Here is a 14,288-nt window from a genome sequence, read left to right as displayed (position 1 = left end):
GACCATGAAGTACCTGGTGATGGTGCAGGGCACGCAGGCGGACTACGACGCGATGGCCGGCAAGCCCTCCGAGCACGCCCCGTCCTGGACCGAGGCGGAGCTCAAGGCCATGTACCTGTACATGGGCGCGATCAGCGACGACCTCGCCGAGTCCGGCGAACTCGTCGACGCCCAGGGCCTGGCCGAGCCCGCCCGGACCCGGCTGGTCGCGCGCGGCAAGGACGGCCGGACCGTGATCACCGACGGCCCGTACGGCGAGACCAAGGAGCTGATGGCCGGCTACTGGGTGGTGGACTGCGCGAGCCTGGACCGGGTCACCGAGATCGCCGAGCGCGTCACCCGCTGCCCCGGCCCCGAGGGCCTGACCGACTACCCCGTCGTGATCCGGCCCATCATGGACGGCGCCGGGGACACCTGCGCCGAATGACCGGCCCGACCGGCACCGAGGACCTGCTGCGCCGACACGCGCCGCAGGTCCTCGGCGCGCTGGTGCGCCGGTACGGGCACTTCGACACGGCCGAGGACGCCGTACAGGAGGCGCTGCTCGCGGCGGCCCGGCAGTGGCCGCAGAACGGGGTGCCGGACAATCCGCGCGGCTGGCTGATCAGGGCGGCGTCCCACCGGCTGACCGACGCGCTGCGCGCGGACGAGGCCCGGCGGGCGCGGGAGGAGCGGGCGGCGGCCCTCGCCGCCCGGGTCGCGCCGCCCGACCGGGCGCCCAGCGAGGACGACACCCTCAGCCTGCTCTTCCTGTGCTGTCACCCCGACCTGACCCCGGCCGGGCAGATCGCCCTCACCCTGCGCGCGGTCGGCGGCTTGACCACGGCGGAGATCGCCCGTGCGTACCTGGTCCCCGAGGCGACGATGGCCATGGGGGTGCCCCCGGTTCGAGCGAAGTCGAGAATTGGGGGAGCATCAGCCGGGCCAAGCGGAAGGTGCGGGGCGTGCGGTTCGGGCGCCCGGACAACTGGGCCGAGCGGCTGCCCGCCGTCCTGCAGATCCTCTACCTGATCTTCAACGAGGGCTACACCGCGACCTCCGGAACCAGCCTCCAGCGCCGTGACCTGGCCGCCGAGGCGATCCGGCTGACCCGCACCGTCCACCGGCTGCTCCCGGACGACGGCGAGGTCGCGGGCCTGCTCGCGCTGATGCTGCTCACCGACGCCCGGCGCGCCGCACGCACCGGCCCGCACGGGGAACTGGTCCCGCTCGACGAACAGGACCGCGACCGCTGGGACCGGGCCGCGATCGAGGAGGGCGGCGCCCTCGTCACCCGGGCGCTGTCCCAGGGGCCCGCCGGACCGTACGCGCTGCGCGCCGCCATCGCCGCCGTGCACGACGAGGCACCCTCCGCCGAGGCCACGGACTGGCGGGAGATCCTCGGCCTGTACGACCTCCTCGTCCGCCAGGTCCTCGGACCCATGGAACGCCTCAACCGCGCGGTCGCCGTCGCCATGGTGCACGGCCCCGAGGCCGGCCTCGCCGAACTCGACGGACTGGAGCGGGAGCTGGGCGACAGCCATCGCCTGGACGCGGTGCGCGGGCATCTGTGGGAGCGTGCGGGATCCTACGACCGGGCCCGCGCCGCCTACGCCTCGGCGGCGGCCAGGACGCTCAGCCTCCCGGAGCGGCACTATTTGCAGACGCGCGCGGCCCGGCTGAAGCCGTAGCGTGGCCGCATGCCGAAACTTCCGCACATCGTCCACATCACCGAGCGCTCCCTGTGGGAGGCGGCCCGTGAGCGCGGCACCTACGAGGTGTCCACCCGTGGCCGCACCCTCCAGGAGGAGGGGTTCATCCACTTCTCCACCCGCGAGCAACTCCCGCGCATCGCGGCCTTCCTGTACGGCGACTACGAGGGCCCCGACGAGCTGGTGGTCCTGGTCGTGGACCCGGCCCTGCTCGGTGTGCCGCTGAAGTACGAGGCCATGAAGCCGAACGGCGAGGAGTTCCCGCACGTCTACGGGCCGGTGCCGGTCGACGCCGTGGTGGACGTGGAGCCCTGGGGGTGAGCGAACAGCGCCGTGCGCGCCGCCGGTTATGGCGCTGGGCCGTCTGCGCCTGGGCCGTGGCGGTGGTCGCCGGGGGCGGGCTCACCCTGTGGCTTCAGGACTCGGTCCGGCCGCAGGGGCCGTACGGGTGGGAGAGCGGGGACGGGTCGACGCCTCGGAATCCGTACGGCGGCACGCCCCGTCCGCTCCACGGGACGACGGGCGGGGACGACGACGCGTGCCCGACCGGACCGGAGACCGAGCCGACGCAGGAGGCGGGCCGGATCGCCGTCGCCTGCGCGTACGTGACTACGCGTCGCTGACCGCCGCCGGCAGCGCGCCCGTCTCGGGATCCCGGCCGGTCAGGCAGTACGTGCCGCCGGCCGGGTCGCGCAGCACCGCCCAGTGCCGGCCCTGGTGGACGCGGACGGCGCCCAGCCGCTCGTGCCGGGCCCGGGTCGCCTCGATGTCCGCGCAGGCGAGGTCCAGGTGGGCGGAGGCCGGGCGTTCGTCGTCGAGGCGCTGAAGCAGGATCCGGACGGGCAGGCCCGCGGGCGGCCGGAGCACCCGGAACTCCGGCAGGGAACCCGCCAGCAGCTCCCAGCCGGTCAGCGCGGCCCAGAACGTGGTCTCGGCGTCGTACGCCGAGGGCGGGATGTCCAGGCACACCTGGTCCAGGCGGCTGCCGTCGACGACCGGCGGCCGTACCGCCTCCGTGTGCCACGGCACGGCGCAGAACAGCTGACCGGCGGGCGAACGCAGCACCGCCCAATCGCCGTGGTCCGCCACGAGCCCCGCGCCGAGGTCCAGGGCCGCCCGGACCAGGGCCGCCGGGTCCTCGACGCAGAGGTCGAGGTGCGCGCCGCCCGCGCCCTCGGCGACACCCTGGAGTTTCACGCACGCGTCCGTCCCGTCGGGCAGCAGCGTCATGAACTCGCCCTGTTCACCGCGTGGTTCGGACGGCCGGGTGCCGGTGACGGCCGTCCAGAAGGCGCGGGCCTCGGCGAGGCGGGCGACGGGGCGGTCGACGAAGGCGTAGGTCCAGCGGATCGTGTTCATGGCGGGGATCGTAGGCAGCCGTCCCCACCGCACAGGCGGAATTTCAGTCCGCGGGCCGCTGCAGGAACCGCAGCATGTTCCCGGCCGGGTCCCGGAAGGCGCAGTCGCGGACCCCGTACGGCTGGTCCGTCGGCTCCTGGAGCACGTCGCCGCCGGCCTCCCGGACCCGCTCGTACAGCCCGTCGCAGTCCTCGGTGGTGAAGATGACCCCGCGCAGCAGTCCCTTGGCGAGCAGCTCGGCGATCGCCTGCTTGTCGGCCGGGGAGATGTCCGGGCTCGCGCCCGGCGGCTCCAGCACGATCTCCACGTCCGGCTGGAGCGGCGAGCCCACGGTGACCCACCGCATCCCCTCGAAGCCCACGTCGTTGCGGACCTCCATGCCGAGCACGTCACAGTAGAAGTGGAGCGCCTTGTCGTGGTCGTCCACGGCGATGAAGCACTGCTTGAGTTTCAGGTCCATGGCTTCACGCTAGGGCCAGAGACGTCCGGCCGCTTCAGTACGGCCGGCGGCGCGGGCGGGTGAACGTACGGGCCACGCAGGACGGGATCACCGCGCTCTCCTCGTGCGGGCGGGCCCGGTAGGCGCTCGGCGTCTCGCCGACCAGCTCGGTGAACCGAGAGCTGAAGGAGCCGAGGGAGGTACAGCCCACGGCGAAGCACACCTCGGTCACGGTGAGGTCGCCGCGGCGCAGCAACGCCTTGGCCCGCTCCACCCGGCGGGTCATCAGATAGCTGTACGGCGTCTCCCCGTACGCCTTGCGGAAGCTGCGCTGGAAGTGGCCGGGCGACATGTGGGCGCCTCGGGCCAGCTCGGTCATGTCGAGCGGCTCGGCGTACTCGCGGTCCATGCGGTCGCGCACCCGCCGCAGCCGTACCAGGTCCTCCAGAGTCACCTCCCCAGCTTGGCACAGAGCGCCCAAGGCCCAGCCGGAACGTCCACGGTCCGACATCGGCCCGGCCAGCCACTACGTCCAGGAGGACCAGGGCCCCGCCATCGGCACGACCATCGCCTCGTGGCTCGCGCAGCTGCCTTCATAGGTCGGTGACCTGCGGGGATCTTCCCTGTGGGTCGCTGACCTGGGCTTTTGGTGATTGGTGGCGATGGGGTGTGACGGTCCTGTTCGGGTGTCCTGCGGACTGTGTGAGGACTGCTGTCCCGCCCGGGGGCGCAGGCGGCTGACGCCGGACCCTCGGCGGGCCGGAGCCGGAATGTTTACGGGGTGCACCGACCGGGGGTGATCTCCAAAGCCTCCGCGTCGGCAATCGGGACGAAACGGGATGATCGAGGCGTGAGAGACTAGCCTCGACCTATGGTGACGCGCACCCGGCTGTATCACGACGGCACTCTCGTCCTGGAGGACTTTCCCGCCAGTGACGTCTCCGCGCATCTCGCCGATCCGGCGTCGGTCCTGTGGCTGGACCTGTATCGGCCCGGGACCGCCGAGTTCACCATGCTCGGCCAGGAGTTCGGCATCCACGAACTGGCTCTGGAGGATGCCGCACAGTATGGGCAGCGGCCGAAACTCGACCGCTATCGCACCCACGAATTCCTCAGCGCCTACGCCGTGACCGTCAGCCCGAGCGGTGCGGAACTGACGTACAGCGAGATCGCCGTATTCCTCACCGGTCAGGCGATGATCACCGTCCGCAAGGATGACGGTCTCGACGTCGAGGACGTCGTCGCCCGCTGGGACGAGAGCCCGGACCTGGCCGGCCACGGCGTCGGATTCCTGCTCCACGGCCTGCTCGACCATCTCGTGGACGGTCACTTCGCCGCGGTGCAGCAGCTGGACGACAGTGTCGAGGAGCTGGAGGGTCTGCTCTTCGTGACCGGGCGCCGTGAGATCGAAGCTGTACAGCGCCGGGTTTTCGCGCTGCGCAAATCGCTCGTCCACTTGCGCCGTGTCGTGCTCCCGATGCGTGAGGTGGTCAACGGGCTCATGCGTCCCGGCCTGCACGTGATCGCCGACCCTCTCGTCCCGTATTACCAGGACGTCTACGACCATGTGCTGCGTGCCACCGAATGGACGGAATCACTGCGGGACCTGGTGGCCTCGGTCATGGAGACGAATCTCTCGGTCCAGGCCAACAGCATGAACCTGATCATGAAGAAGGTGACGAGCTGGGCCGCGATCATCGCTGTACCCACCGCGATCACCGGCTACTACGGCCAGAATCTCCCCTACCCCGGTTTCGGCCGCCAGTCCGGATTCATCACCTCGGCAGCCGTCATCGTGGTCCTGTCCGCACTCCTGTATGCGACGTTCAAGCGCAAGGACTGGCTCTGACCGGCCCGGTGCCGGGCATCGGCGACCAGGCTCCGAAGGCAGGAAAATACCTGGTCACCCCCGGCTTTTCGGGCCGGTGAGCGGAGTAGTGTGCAGGCACCGGGAGTTCTTCGCGTGCCGGCTCCGCTGCGGGTGCCGTTTCCGGTGATCGACAACGCCGGGCCGCTCACGAGCCCGGGGGCAGGTTCGCGCCATGTCCGTGACCATCGACCGTACGACATCGGGCAAGTGCGCGCCGTCGCTGCCGGTTCGCCTGTCCCTGACGCCGGCGCCCGGCGGGCTGGACGGCACGTGGTGGCCTCGCTCCCGTGCCCTCACCCGTGAGCTGCCACTCTTGACGGCCGCACTGGGCGACCTCTGGGGTCGCATCACGCGTGTCACGGTGAACCCGGCCTACTGGCCCGTCATCCCGCGTCGGGTGTCCGTCGCCGGGCGCACGGTGCATGTGGGCTGGTCCACCGAGGAACAGGATCCGCACAGACTGACCTTTTTCTCCACCGATGGCTGCCGGGACGTGCTGGTGATTCCGCCGGAAACCGGCGCGGATGCCGCCGCGCAGCTGATGGCGGGCGACGGCATCGATACCCCGGCCCGGGCGGAAGCAGCGGACAGGATCGATGCCCGGATCAGGGAAGAACGGTGGGAGACCGACGACGGAGCAGGTCGGTCCGTCGTCCCTGCCGCCGCGTCGGCTTCTCGGACCGAAGTGAACCTTCGCAAGGATTGCTTATGCCGGATTAATCCCTTTGGCGTACCGTGGGAAGCGGGTCGGCGCACGCTCACGTGCAATGACCCGGAAGGGCGGCTCCGGCGGGTATACGCCGGAGCCGTTGCCTGTTTCCGTGACCGCGCCCTGCAGCGAAGCGCTCGCGCGAGCGTCGTGCGGAGTACCGTGACGTAGCAGGGTCGTATCGCGGTCGCACGCTCTGCGGTCGCACTGCTCTCTGCGGACGGGCGGACACCATGGCCGACTCAGACACCCCCGACCTCCCCAGGCTCCTGCCGGACGCCGTCCACCGGTCGGTGAAACCCGGAACGGCCCTGCTGCGGCTGGAGACGACACACGCACGCGAGGGAATCCTGGACGGCGCATGGTGGCCGCGGTCCCGGGACATCGGTGCCGAGCTCCCCTCGCTGATCTCCGCGTTGACCGAGCACCTCGGACTTGTCACCCGGGTCGGTCTGGACGGCAGCGCCTGGGCCGAACTGCCGACCCGGGTGATGGTCGACGGCCGGGTCGTGCACATCGACTCCTTCCCGGTCGGTGACGACACCGTTCTCATCACCCGCGGCGACCGGGACCATTTCTCCCTGCTGGTGGTCCCTCCGGACACGTCGCCCGACGCGGCACGTGCCGCGATGGCCAGGGCCGTACGGGCCGACAACGTCACCGAGGCCGAGCAGATCCTCATCGATACGGGCAGCGACACGCCTCCTACGCCGGCCTGACACGTCCGTCGCAGATCGACTCCCCATCGGCCTGGACGCTAGATGCGGGCGAACTCCTTCGTCTGCTGGGCGAATTCCTGGGCCATGGCGGCGCTGACCGTGGGCCTGGTGTCGCGGATCGTGTCCAGGTAGTCGTCGGTGGTGGGGGCGGTCCGGGTTCCGGTGTCGAAGGTGCGCTCGAACTGGGCCTGGGAGACGGTTCGCGCCGCGTGGGCGATGTCGGCCGGGGTGAACCCCTCGCTGGCGGACGCGAGTACCGCGCTGTCGGCCTCGGCGCCCGCTCGGGCCAGGTAGCTCTCCCACAGCGCGGACCTGGCGGTGTGGTCGGGAGGGCCGATCGGCAGCACATAGTCGAAGCGGCCGTGCCGCAGGAACGCGGAGTCGAGCGTGGTCACGTTGTTCGTGGCACAGACGAGCAGCCGTCCGTCCTGGCTCCGGAACCGGACGATCGCCTTGAGCAGCTCGTTGACGACGCCGACCGCGGTCGCGTCCGCACCGCCGCGTTCGCCGGCGACCTCCTCGACCTCGTCGATGAAGACCAGGACGTGATCGAGCCGGGCGATCTCGTCGAAGCGTCGGCTCAGCCCGGTCGCCAGGCCGTACTCGGCGGCCAGACGGGCGGGGAACAGTTCGAGGAAGGGCCATTTCAGGCGGCTGGCGATCGCGTGCGCGAACGTGCTCTTGCCGGTCCCGGGCGGGCCGAACAGCATCACCGCCCGCGGCAGTTCCACTCCGTGCTGGGCGGCCAGTTCGGGATGGGCCAGCGGCAGGACCAGCCGCCGCTCGATGAGCTGCTTCTCCCGTTGCATGCCCGCGACCTTCTGCCACAGTCCCCCCGGCGGCAGCTCCGCTCCGAGCGAGGACAGTGTGCCGACCGACTGCGGAGTCACCGGCCCGCGCTTTTCGAAGAAGACCAGCCCGGGGCGGGCGCCGAAGTCGCAGTTGCGGAGAGCGGCGGCACCGGTCTCGCCCTCGGGCAGGACGGCGTGCACCGCCCGGACGCCGACGGCGAAGAGCCGTTGCTCAAGGGCTGTGATCAGGGCACTGCCCAGCCCCCGCTGCCGCCAGCCGGGCGCCACGCAGATGCGCAGGATCCATGCCCGTTCGCCCTCCACCCTGCTCACCGCCGCGCCGATCAGCACGTCGTCGGCCGTGGCCACCACAGCCGGATGGCGGGCCTGGAGGGCCGTCACGGCGTCCGAGAGCGGGAAGAGCGGCGGCTCCTCGGTGGTGCCGCTCTCCATGTCGACACGGATCAGCGCTTCGAGATCGTCCTGGGTGTAGTCCCTGACCCGCCAACCCGTCATGATCAACTCCGCGTGTTCGGCCGTACTCCCATCATCAGCCGATGTCCGGAGGACGCGCGCGACAGGCGTCGGCCACGAGTCCGCCCTGGTGGCACGGATCGCTCGCCCGCACCATCACCGCGGTACGCGGTGATGGTGCGGGCCGTAGTCGGGTCAGGCTGCGGTGCCGGGTGCGTTGCCGGCGGGGCTGAGGGACTTGTCGGTGCGGCCGGTGCCGGTCAGTGGCGCTGCCGCGGGGGGTGCGGCGGCCGCGGTTTCCCGGGCGAGGAAGGAGCCGAGTTCGCCGATGGTGCTCATGAGGGGGGCTGGGAAGACGACGGTGGTGTTCTGGTCGACACCGATCTCCACCAGGCTCTGCAGATTGCGCAGTTGAAGCGCCAGCGGGTGGGCCATCATGGTGTCCGAGGCGTCGCCGAGCGCGGCTGCGGCCAGGGACTCGCCCTCCGCGTTGATGATCTTCGCTCGCTTCTCCCGCTCCGCCTCGGCCTGGCGGGCCATGGCGCGCTTCATGGTGTCGGGCAGCTGGATGTCCTTGAGTTCGACCAGCGTGACCTGCACACCCCAGTCGACGGTGGTGACGTCGAGGATCTGGCGGATGTCCAGGTTGATACGGTCCGTCTCCGACAGCGTCTCGTCGAGCGTGTGCCGGCCGACGACCTTCCGCAGGGTGGTCTGGGCGATCTGGTTGATCGCCGCGTTGACGTTCTCGACGGCGACGACCGACTTCACGGCGTCGACGACCCGGAAGTAGGCGACCGCCGACACGTCCACGCTCACGTTGTCCCGGGTGATGATGCCCTGGGACTGGATCGGCATGGTGACGACCCGCAGCGACACCCGGTGCAGGACGTCGACGAACGGGATGATGAACCGCAGCCCCGGGGAGCGTGTTCCGACGAGTCGGCCGAAGCGGAACAGCACTCCCCTCTCGTACTGCTTGACGACCCTCACGGAGAAGGCGAGGGTCAGGACGGCCAGGAGGCCGATCACGACGATGAGAACGATCAGGGCTTGCATGTGCTGCTCCTCGGGACGAGGACCACGTGGGGCGGGGACCAGCCGGTCGAGATCCCCGCATGTGCCTGCGTCGGTTCGTGAGGCAGGGCCGAAACCCGTCGGTACGGGCCGCGCCGACGGTCGGTGCGTGGGGCCGGGGACATCGCATCGTCACCCGTGGTGAGTGGTGCGGTCGCGGCGGCGGCGCGGGCCGCCGGGTAGCGCGCGACTGTACCGGTGGACGATGAGGACCAGGAAGGCGCCGGTCGTCAGGAAGGTGTTCATGGCGGCTGTCTCACATGCCGATGATCAGGCGACTGACGCGACCGGTCCGTGCCTGAACGGCCGCAGAGGAGGGGCCGTCCTCGTACTTCCCTGCCTCGTCCGGTTCGAGTGGCCGGTCGGCGGCGGAGACGGCGCGCCGTGTCTCGTCCGCGGAGATGAGAGCGCTTGCGGTCAGCGGCGGGCCGTCGTAGTCGGACGCGGCCGCCATCAGGCGGGCCGCCGACTCCGCCTCGGTCTCGGGTGGGATGACCAGCAGATCCCAGCGGCCGGTGCCGTAGGAGAGCAGCAGCAGCTTGTGCGGGTCGATCTCCAAGGTGAACCAGCCGACCTTGACGACATGACCGCCCACGGGAATCTCGTGCGGGATGACCGGCCAGTACTTCGGGTTGACGGCGATGCGGGTGATGCGGCCCCACAAGGGGTCCAGCACATCGGTCAGTGCGGGCAGCTCGCTCAGCAGGTCCCGGGAGCGGGGCCACCAGGCACCGTCCAGGAGGCCCCGCGACGTGCCGTCGGTCTTCAGCGCGAGACGCGCGGCCGGGGCTGCGACGGGCTCGTGGTGTGGCAGGAGTTGGTGCAAGGTCGCCGACATGATGCGGACCCGTCTCCGGGCCGCCTTCGCGGCGACCCGGGTTTCATCTCTCGCCGAGAACGACCCGGCGTGGAAGCCGGTGTGCGAAATGCCCTCGGTGCTGCCCACGGTACTCCGCACACGCCGGGGCGGTGGTGGAGACGACGCCGCATTCCGTGAAGCGGCTGTCGATACCGGCGGGAGTGCGCTGAGGGCGCCGGGGCGTGTCGTATACCGGCTACCGGACCGTTCTTGCGCCCGACGGCTCGCATGCCCTCCCCAGCACTCCTTGGCTGTATTACGCGGGAGGTGTTCCTCGTGTTCCGTTCAACCCGTCGCTCCCCATCAGTCCGCCGGGCGTTGGCGAGGAGTATCCTGGTGATTACCGAGAGCATCTCGTACTCCGGCTTTCACGCCGGGTCGTTCTCGGCGATTCATGACAACCGGGCCGGCCGTGACCGGCCCGGGGTTGGGTCCGCATCATGACCGCGACCATTCTCTTGACGCCCGCGGTCGAGGAGCGGGCCCCTTCTTCGTTGCCACCCCGACTCGTGCTGGCACCCGCCGACACGGCTCCGGCCCTGATCGACGGTGCCTGGTGGCCCCGCTCCCGCGACCTGAAGGCGGAGCTTCCGGTGCTCATCGAGGTCCTCGACCCGCTGTGGGGGCGGATCACCCGGGTAACGGTGAACCCCGCGTTCTGGCCGGTCATCCCGCGAAAGGTGCCCGTTCACGGGCACGTGGTGCACGTCGGCTGGTTCGATGCCGAGCAAGATCCGCACAAGTTGCTGTTGCTCTCCTACACCGTCGGCCGCTGGGACCTGCTGGTGATCCCACCGGAGACAGAGCCGGTCACCGCGGCCCGGCTCATGGCCATGGCCGCCGACCCGTCGCGGAGCCTCACGGCGACCGGTCTGATCCATGAGGCCGAACGCTTCCGGACCGCGGCAGAGGCAGCGGCCGACTCGGACTGGGTCCGGGAGGCGGTCTGGGACTCCGAAGGCGGGCATGACGCCCGCCACCCGGCCTCACGTACTCCTGCTGAAGCGGTCATCTGCCACGTGCCGACCCCGGCAGTAGGAGTGTGAGGGGCATGGACACCTTCGTGACGGTGAGTGTGCTCCTCGCGATGATCGTCTTGGGCGTGATCGTGATTCAGCTGTTCACTGCGAGCCACGATGATCGCATGGCGACCTTGCCGTCCGGCCGTTCCCGGCGGTGGCGGCTGTGGCCGTGGCACCGTACGGAGAAGTGATCCCGCCCAAGGAGGATCGCGGATCCGGCTCCGCCGGTAGGGCGATCGCGGGCAGCGGCGGGAGTGGAACGGTCTGTGTGCCGTCGGCCATGTCCATGGTGGTGCGGCTGTCGGCTCACTCCAGGAGAGCGAGGTGGTCGGCGGCGCCCCCGCGCCATTCGATCAGGAAGAGGGTCGCGTCGTCGCTGGTGCGGCCGCGCCGTTGCTGCTTCAGAGCGTGGGAGAGCGCGCGCACCACCGCGCGTACTCCCTTCTCTGTGTGTTCGATGCGGTTGATCCAGTGGATGAGTTGCTCCTCGCCGAACTGCTCTTCACCGGCTTCGTGCTCCTCGATCAAGCCGTCGGTGAAGCACAGCACCCGGTCGCCGTGTTGGAGCATCTGCTCGCTGATCCGGGGCTCTTCACCGCCGAAGCCGACCGGCAAGGTGGTCGGGCCTGTCAGTTGCCGCACCACCTGGTGGTTGCGGATCAGCATCGGTGCGGGGTGGCCCGCGTTGACCCACTGCAGATGGCCCGTTGCGATGTTCAGACGCATCATCTGCGCGGTGACGAAGTGGTCGAGCCCGAACTGGTCGGCGATGGCCCGGTCCATGAACGCATAGATCTCGGACAGGCCGATGTCGGCACGTCTGGCGTGCCGGTAGGCCCCGACGGCGACGGTCGCCATCGTGGCGGCGTCCAGGCCGTGGCCCATCGCATCGACCATGGCCAGGTGCAGGATGTCCTCGTTGAGGGCGTAGTCGAAGCTGTCGCCCGCGACGCTGTAGGCGGGCTCCAGGATTCCGGCTACTGCTGCCTGCGGGACGGACATCGCCAGCGGCGGCAGCAGAGACCACTGGATCTCGGCGGCCACGCTCATCGGTTCGCGGCGCCGGGCGAGGAAGAACTGGTCGGTGTAGCTGTGCTTGGTGACCAGCATGTCGGCGACCAGACCGGCGAGCCTGCGCAGTAGCCGCCGGTCGTCGTCATCGACGGTGTCCAGAGTGAGGCCCATCACTCCCACCTGGTCGCTGCCGTCCAGCAGCGGTAGGTACATCCGGATGCCGTCGGGCTGCGGCACCTCGACAGTGGTCGCCTGCAGGAAGGCGGTGCCGGCGGGAGAGTCACCGATCGGCTCGGGCTCGCCGACCATCAGCCGCCGACCCGGCAGCGGCACCAGCACCAGCTGGCCGTAGTCCTGCAGCAGGATCGAGACGTCGCGGCCACCGACCCTGGCCACCTCTTCCGCGATCAGCGGGGCGATCAGCTGCGGCGGCATCTCGTGTGCCCGGTCCAGCAGCACCCCCAGCAGCCGCTCACCGAACCCTTCCGAACGGTCCGTCATGCCGTTGTCCGGTCGCCGCTCACCTTGTGCCATGGCCGCGCCCTTGCACCAGTGTCCTCAAAGTCTCGGCCACCATGTTCCTGCTGACCTCGTGCCGCGGATGCAGTGCCCGAACCGACATGCTCGGGGCCGTCCGTCGGTCATGGCCGATCCGCTCGACCCTCTCACGTGATCCGTACACAGGACTCCTGACACGACCGTGATCAACCCTTCCAGAGTGACGCGGCCGACCAACCCGAAGTGCCCATTACGTCAAACGTGGCATGTCATACGTGATCAGGACGGAGGGTTTTCAACCCTGTTGTGCACCAAATCCCCCAAGGAGCGGCACCGCACTTCGGGGGCTGTCCGAACGACTCCAGCGCACGGCCGTCCTTGCGACCTCCCCTGTTGCCCACCCTCCGAAGCTGCCGACGTGACCGAACTGTCCGCAGCACACGCCGTCGCCGTCACCGATCGTGGTCGCATTGCAGGGACCGCCTACAACGGCGACCGGGGCCTGACCGCCCGCCAGTCGCTCTCCTGGGGGCTGGTTCGGTCATCATGCGGCCATCTCAGTTGGTAGCTGTCGATCTCGGTCGGTGTGGCGCTGCGGGCGAGCGGGTCGAGGCCGAGGACGAGGGCCACCGGGGTTCGCTGGCCGAGCATGAGCGTCCAGGAGCGGCCTGCGGGGATGCGCTTGCGGTAGGGGGTGCTGTCGAAGCGCAGGGCGACCTCGGTGGGGGTGATCGGGCGCAGGCGTGGTCCGATGCCCGGTGGGGGTGTGGTGGCCGGGCCGAGGCGCAGGCGGTCGCGACGGTGAGCATGCGGTGCTCGATGACGGCCGGTGTCTCGTAGCGGCTGCGGGGTGGCTGGGGTAGCAGGAGGAGGCAGCAGAGAGTGGCTCCGGTCGGGGCTGTGTCCAGCCATGTGATGGTGGCCAGGGGGGGCGATCAGCCCGGCGGAGAGTGCGGAGGAGTTGGTGTCGGTGCGAGTCAGCACGCCGGCACCGCGCTGTGCTGGAAGGCGGCCAACACGCACTTGCCGGGGCCCAGGCGATCCTCCACGCCCCAGTCGTCGGCGACGGCCGAGACGAGCAGCAGACCGCGGCCGTTGTCGGCGGTGGCCGGTACGGATCGTCTGCGGGGTGGGACGTCACCGCTGTCGTGTACTTCGATGCAGAGTTGGAGGTCACCCCGCCCACGGTCGCGCAGGTAGAAGCCATGGCCCGCGTGATGCCGCCGTACATCCGCGCTGCGATCGTCACCCTCGCCGGATCAGGCTTGCGGATAGGCGAGTTGCTCGGCCTCAAGGTCTCGGACGTCGACTTCAAGGTCGGCACCATCCGGGTTGAGCGCCAGCGCCTCCAGTCCGGGAAGATCGGCCCGCCGAAGACCGTCAAGTCCGGGCGCACCGTCCCGGTCGGCGAGGTCGTCATCGATGCGCTCCTGGCGCACTTCGCAGCGCGCCCCTCGAAAGCGTGGCTGTTCGCCATGGAGGAGGGCGAGCGTCTTGACTACCGCCGTTGGAGGACGGAGTGGAACTGCGCCCGCAGGGCGCTCCAGGCGGCGGAGGACGAGGCGGCCGAGCGCGGGGGCCGCAAGCCCGTCGAGCTGCCCCACATGGTGACCCACGATCACGCTGCGGATCTACGCCCATCTGTGGCCGGGTGAAGAAGACCGCACCCGGACCGTCATGGACGCCGTTCTCGGCGGACTGCGGACCGGGTGCGGACAGGGAGACACTGCGGTCAAAGAAACCGCAGGTCAGAAGGCGTAAAAGAA

Annotated in this window: 16 protein-coding genes and 2 pseudogenes; 10 read left to right on the top strand and 8 right to left on the bottom strand. The window is 70.1% G+C overall.

Annotated features, from left to right (window positions below; genetic code table 11):
* Positions 1 to 4 precede the first annotated feature (4 nt).
* From ACFY3C_RS12810 to ACFY3C_RS12795, 4 genes and pseudogenes are all read left to right on the top strand, one after another.
* Complete coding sequence (locus ACFY3C_RS12810; RefSeq protein ID WP_390770753.1) at positions 5 to 427, top strand: YciI family protein; 423 nt, start codon at positions 5 to 7, stop codon at positions 425 to 427.
* Positions 424 to 1,670, top strand: a pseudogene (locus ACFY3C_RS12805) (RNA polymerase sigma factor). Before ACFY3C_RS12810 ends, ACFY3C_RS12805 begins: the two are co-directional and overlap by 4 nt.
* A gap of 9 nt (positions 1,671 to 1,679) precedes the next feature.
* Positions 1,680 to 2,012, top strand: coding sequence for a DUF952 domain-containing protein (locus ACFY3C_RS12800; protein WP_386578274.1), 333 nt, complete (start codon positions 1,680 to 1,682; stop codon positions 2,010 to 2,012).
* Complete coding sequence (locus ACFY3C_RS12795) at positions 2,009 to 2,314, top strand: hypothetical protein (protein WP_390770752.1); 306 nt, start codon at positions 2,009 to 2,011, stop codon at positions 2,312 to 2,314. Before ACFY3C_RS12800 ends, ACFY3C_RS12795 begins: the two co-directional genes overlap by 4 nt.
* Here ACFY3C_RS12795 and ACFY3C_RS12790 read toward each other — a convergent pair.
* The 3 genes from ACFY3C_RS12790 to ACFY3C_RS12780 are packed head-to-tail and all read right to left on the bottom strand — an operon-like array spanning position 2,301 to position 3,943.
* The gene (locus tag ACFY3C_RS12790) at positions 2,301 to 3,050 is read right to left on the bottom strand and encodes a VOC family protein (protein WP_390770751.1); all 750 of its coding nucleotides are present in this window, start codon (positions 3,048 to 3,050) and stop codon (positions 2,301 to 2,303) included. The genes ACFY3C_RS12795 and ACFY3C_RS12790 overlap by 14 nt on opposite strands.
* A 43-nt stretch (positions 3,051 to 3,093) precedes the next feature.
* Positions 3,094 to 3,510 (bottom strand): VOC family protein, encoded by a 417-nt coding sequence (locus ACFY3C_RS12785; RefSeq protein WP_389181477.1) that lies wholly within the window; start codon positions 3,508 to 3,510, stop codon positions 3,094 to 3,096.
* A gap of 34 nt (positions 3,511 to 3,544) precedes the next feature.
* Complete coding sequence (locus ACFY3C_RS12780) at positions 3,545 to 3,943, bottom strand: helix-turn-helix transcriptional regulator (protein ID WP_386578279.1); 399 nt, start codon at positions 3,941 to 3,943, stop codon at positions 3,545 to 3,547.
* Between the two features lie 417 nt (positions 3,944 to 4,360).
* On the opposite strand from ACFY3C_RS12780, the gene ACFY3C_RS12775 reads away from it, so the two are divergent.
* The 3 genes from ACFY3C_RS12775 to ACFY3C_RS12765 all read left to right on the top strand — a co-directional run bounded on the left by ACFY3C_RS12775 (position 4,361) and on the right by ACFY3C_RS12765 (position 6,787).
* Positions 4,361 to 5,338 (top strand): magnesium transporter CorA family protein, encoded by a 978-nt coding sequence (locus ACFY3C_RS12775; protein ID WP_390770750.1) that lies wholly within the window; start codon positions 4,361 to 4,363, stop codon positions 5,336 to 5,338.
* Between the two features lie 193 nt (positions 5,339 to 5,531).
* Positions 5,532 to 6,239, top strand: coding sequence for a DUF5994 family protein (locus tag ACFY3C_RS12770; RefSeq protein WP_390770749.1), 708 nt, complete (start codon positions 5,532 to 5,534; stop codon positions 6,237 to 6,239).
* A gap of 62 nt (positions 6,240 to 6,301) precedes the next feature.
* Positions 6,302 to 6,787 (top strand): DUF5994 family protein, encoded by a 486-nt coding sequence (locus ACFY3C_RS12765; protein ID WP_390770748.1) that lies wholly within the window; start codon positions 6,302 to 6,304, stop codon positions 6,785 to 6,787.
* A 38-nt stretch (positions 6,788 to 6,825) separates the two neighbouring features.
* On the opposite strand, the gene ACFY3C_RS12760 is transcribed toward ACFY3C_RS12765, so the two are convergent.
* The 3 genes from ACFY3C_RS12760 to ACFY3C_RS12750 form a co-directional block, all read right to left on the bottom strand.
* Complete coding sequence (locus ACFY3C_RS12760; protein WP_390770747.1) at positions 6,826 to 8,094, bottom strand: ATP-binding protein; 1,269 nt, start codon at positions 8,092 to 8,094, stop codon at positions 6,826 to 6,828.
* 153 nt (positions 8,095 to 8,247) lie between these two features.
* Positions 8,248 to 9,111: a slipin family protein gene (locus ACFY3C_RS12755; protein WP_390770746.1), complete on the bottom strand. Its 864-nt coding sequence runs from the start codon at positions 9,109 to 9,111 to the stop codon at positions 8,248 to 8,250.
* Positions 9,112 to 9,385: 274 nt separating this feature from the next.
* Entirely contained in the window at positions 9,386 to 10,075 is a 690-nt protein-coding gene (locus ACFY3C_RS12750) for a DUF5994 family protein (RefSeq protein ID WP_390770745.1), read from the bottom strand.
* A 353-nt stretch (positions 10,076 to 10,428) separates the two neighbouring features.
* Between ACFY3C_RS12750 and ACFY3C_RS12745 the strand changes: the two genes are divergently transcribed.
* Together ACFY3C_RS12745 and ACFY3C_RS12740 are read left to right on the top strand one after the other, a co-directional pair.
* Positions 10,429 to 11,034 (top strand): DUF5994 family protein, encoded by a 606-nt coding sequence (locus tag ACFY3C_RS12745; RefSeq protein WP_390770744.1) that lies wholly within the window; start codon positions 10,429 to 10,431, stop codon positions 11,032 to 11,034.
* A 5-nt stretch (positions 11,035 to 11,039) separates the two neighbouring features.
* Positions 11,040 to 11,201 (top strand): hypothetical protein, encoded by a 162-nt coding sequence (locus tag ACFY3C_RS12740; protein WP_390770743.1) that lies wholly within the window; start codon positions 11,040 to 11,042, stop codon positions 11,199 to 11,201.
* A gap of 115 nt (positions 11,202 to 11,316) precedes the next feature.
* Here ACFY3C_RS12740 and ACFY3C_RS12735 read toward each other — a convergent pair whose 3' ends face one another.
* Together ACFY3C_RS12735 and ACFY3C_RS12730 are read right to left on the bottom strand one after the other, a co-directional pair.
* Positions 11,317 to 12,558, bottom strand: a complete 1,242-nt coding sequence (locus ACFY3C_RS12735) for a PP2C family protein-serine/threonine phosphatase (protein WP_390770742.1) — start codon at positions 12,556 to 12,558, stop codon at positions 11,317 to 11,319.
* A 447-nt stretch (positions 12,559 to 13,005) separates the two neighbouring features.
* Positions 13,006 to 13,506, bottom strand: a complete 501-nt coding sequence (locus tag ACFY3C_RS12730) for a hypothetical protein (protein WP_390770741.1) — start codon at positions 13,504 to 13,506, stop codon at positions 13,006 to 13,008.
* A 185-nt stretch (positions 13,507 to 13,691) separates the two neighbouring features.
* Here ACFY3C_RS12730 and ACFY3C_RS12725 point away from each other — a divergent pair.
* Positions 13,692 to 14,283 (top strand): annotated as a pseudogene (locus ACFY3C_RS12725) (tyrosine-type recombinase/integrase); the annotation flags it as partial.
* Positions 14,284 to 14,288: the final 5 nt, after the last annotated feature.

The organism is Streptomyces sp. NPDC001410 (assembly GCF_042895235.1).
Classification (GTDB): Bacteria; Actinomycetota; Actinomycetes; order Streptomycetales; family Streptomycetaceae; genus Streptomyces.
This window is presented reverse-complemented; position numbering and strand designations above follow the sequence as displayed.